This is a genomic window from Pseudomonas sp. SDO5522_S412, assembly GCF_054071215.1.
Genome location: NZ_JBSVWQ010000397.1, coordinates 1 through 2582, shown reverse-complemented (window position 1 = coordinate 2582; position 2582 = coordinate 1). Strand labels below are relative to the sequence as shown.

The following is a 2582-nucleotide window of genomic DNA, read 5'->3' as shown; positions in this document are numbered from 1 at the left end:
CACATTTGATCGCATTCCTTCAGTTGAAATGCAATCAAATGTGGGAGCGGGCTTGCTCGCGAAGAGGCCGGCCGATTCAACACAACGCTCAACCCGGCGTCAGGCACTCCGGTCCATTCAGCTTCGGATCGTTGACCATATTGGCCAGCACCCGCTCGCGCAACGCGGTGGGTTCACTGGCCAACAAGGCCTGCAAGGTGTGCAGCGGGGTCTCGGGGTTCAGCCAGGCTGCCTGCCCCGCCGCATCCAGAATCAACGGTCGGCGCTGACTCTGCGCCGCCTGGGTCACCACCGCCGTACTCAACCAAACCTGCTCCTGCACCGGATACGCCTCCCAGATCGCCGCAAAGAACAGCGTGCTGCCCTCCCCCGGCGTCAGCCAGTACGGGCGCTTGCGCTGGGTGCCGCGCCATTCGTAGAAACCATTGGCCGGAAGCAGGCAGCGGCGCTGGCGAAACGCTTCGCGAAACATCGGCTGTTCGGCAAGGGTTTCCGCCCGGGCATGGGCCGGTGTACGAGAGAGATCGGTCAGCCAGGGCGGCGTCAGGCCCCAGCGCGCCCGCGCCAGGGTGTGCTGGCCGTCACTCAGGCGCTGGATCAGCACCGAGTCATTGGGAGAGATGTTCCACTGGGCCTGCTGGTCGGCCGGGAAGCCCGGCAAGGCAGCAAACGCGGGGTTCCAGCGAAACAGGGCATAACGTCCACACATGGGGCAACACGACTCTTGGAGAAACTGGCCGACAGCCTAACAGACCAGCACGTCGGGAAAGCTGTCGGGTTCATCACCGGGCAGTGGTTGCGCACCGTTGTAGGCGGTGATCAGCTCGCGGGCGTAGGCGGCCTGGTCGTTCTCCACCGCCAGCGCCAGCAGGCCATAGATCGGCAGTTCGCCGGTACCCCCGAGCAAATCGCGCCCCACCAGGTGCGCGGTGATGCCCTCGCTTTCGAGCATGCCTTGCAGCAGCTCGCCTTCCATCAGGTTTTCCGGCTCGTAGATTCGCTGCATGGGCGTACCTTTATTGGTTCTCGCTGCGCACGTTGAGCATCCATTCGTCGTCATGAACCTGCAGCTCGAAAACAATGGGCCGGCAGCACACCGGGCAGTCCTCAATATATTCCTGATCGCCCGCCGACAGGTCCAGTAGCGCCGTGACTACCTCTCCACAATAAGGACATTCGTACGACTCCTCTTCCATCGCGGTCTCCAAGGTGACTTGTGCGTATAATCGCCGGTCTATTTACAGGGCTATTTTTCGTCCCGGCCAATTGCCCGGACCACGCCCTGATATTTATTGTTCCAAACCTTTACTTACCCTAGCCGTTTCTAACAAGAGAGCATGATGGGCGAATTCGATACCATCCGACCTTACAACGACAGCGAAGTCCCGGCAGTGCTGGCCCGACTGTTCAGTGACAAGGCCTTTCTGGACATCCTGACCCACTTTCGCTTCCCGCGCTTTGCCAGCGCCTTCGGCTGGCTGCTCAAGCCGATGATCGCTCATAAACTGCGCCGTGAGTTCGCCGGCGTCACCACCGTGGCCACGCTGCAGGACAAAGTCGAGTTTTACGTCGACCACACCATCGAGCGGGCAACCGACGGCGTGACCTATACCGGCGTGGAGCAGTTCAAGTCCGGCAGCGCCTACCTGTTCCTGGCCAACCACCGCGACATCGTGATGGACCCGGCCTTCGTCAACTACGCCGTGTACCACGCCGGCCTGCCGACGCCGCGCATCGCCATCGGCGACAACCTGCTGCAGAAGCCGTTTGTCAGCGACCTGATGCGCCTGAACAAGAGTTTCATCGTGCACCGCTCGATCACCGGGCGCAAAGAGAAGATGGCGGCCTATCAGTTGCTGTCGGCCTACATCAACCATTCGATTCGCAACGACTGCCAGTCGATCTGGATCGCCCAGGCCGAAGGCCGCGCCAAGGATGGGGATGATCGCACCGAGTCGGCGATCCTCAAGATGTTCCACATGAGCCGCAAGGACGAGCCGTTCGCCGAAGTCATCCAGTCACTGAACCTGACGCCGGTGTCCATCAGCTACGAATACGACCCGTGCGACGCAGCCAAGGCCCGCGAGCTGTACATCCGCGCCACCACCGGCACCTACAGCAAGGCGCCGGGGGAAGATGACGTGAGCATCGCCCTGGGCATCACCGGCTACAAGGGCCGGGTACACGTCAACTTCGCGCCGCCGATCACCGAGGCGTTCGAAGACACCAAGCTGTTGGCGATCGAAATGGACCGGCAGATCCTGGGTGGGTATCGGTTGTTCCCGGTGCATTACCTGGCGTACGCCCAATGGAGCGATGCCGATCCGCAATTGCAGGTACCGACCGCAGCCGAGGTATTCCCGGCGGACGAGTTGGCCAAGGCAAAGGCAGAGTGGGAGCGGCGCTTGAATGCGTGCCCGGCCGAGCATCGGCCGTATCTGGTATTGCAATACGCGACGCCGGTGAGGAATCAGTACCGGGTCAAGGCCGGGATTGCCCTGTAACCCGGTACCAGCAACAGCGCAAACCCAATGTGGGAGCGGGCTTGCTCGCGAATGCAGAGTGTCAGTCAATACATCTGG

The 2582-nt window shown here is 61.5% G+C and carries 4 protein-coding genes; 1 reads left to right on the top strand and 3 read right to left on the bottom strand.

The genetic code is table 11. From position 1 onward, the window contains the following. Positions 1 to 88 precede the first annotated feature (88 nt). From ACW9I6_RS31970 to ACW9I6_RS31960, 3 genes are read right to left on the bottom strand one after another with little or no spacing between them, the layout of a single operon-like run. Positions 89 to 709 (bottom strand): SOS response-associated peptidase, encoded by a 621-nt coding sequence (locus ACW9I6_RS31970; protein ID WP_003216163.1) that lies wholly within the window; start codon positions 707 to 709, stop codon positions 89 to 91. Between the two features lie 36 nt (positions 710 to 745). After that, positions 746 to 1006: a putative signal transducing protein gene (locus ACW9I6_RS31965; RefSeq protein ID WP_017477710.1), complete on the bottom strand. Its 261-nt coding sequence runs from the start codon at positions 1004 to 1006 to the stop codon at positions 746 to 748. 10 nt (positions 1007 to 1016) lie between these two features. Further along, a complete protein-coding gene (locus ACW9I6_RS31960; RefSeq protein ID WP_457340227.1) occupies positions 1017 to 1196 on the bottom strand; it encodes a CPXCG motif-containing cysteine-rich protein in 180 nt (59 codons plus the stop codon). 144 nt (positions 1197 to 1340) lie between these two features. On the opposite strand from ACW9I6_RS31960, the gene ACW9I6_RS31955 reads away from it, so the two are divergent. Further along, positions 1341 to 2504, top strand: coding sequence for a 1-acyl-sn-glycerol-3-phosphate acyltransferase (locus ACW9I6_RS31955; RefSeq protein ID WP_457340226.1), 1164 nt, complete (start codon positions 1341 to 1343; stop codon positions 2502 to 2504). The last annotated feature ends 78 nt before the right edge of the window (positions 2505 to 2582 follow it).

Excerpts from the sequence above, each read along its gene's own strand:
- ACW9I6_RS31965 (WP_017477710.1), bottom strand. The coding sequence starts at position 1,006 with ATGCAGCGAATCTACGAGCCGGAAAACCTGATGGAAGGCGAGCTGCTG.
- ACW9I6_RS31960 (WP_457340227.1), bottom strand. The coding sequence starts at position 1,196 with ATGGAAGAGGAGTCGTACGAATGTCCTTATTGTGGAGAGGTAGTCACG.
- ACW9I6_RS31970 (WP_003216163.1), bottom strand. The coding sequence starts at position 709 with ATGTGTGGACGTTATGCCCTGTTTCGCTGGAACCCCGCGTTTGCTGCC.
- ACW9I6_RS31955 (WP_457340226.1), top strand. The coding sequence starts at position 1,341 with ATGGGCGAATTCGATACCATCCGACCTTACAACGACAGCGAAGTCCCG.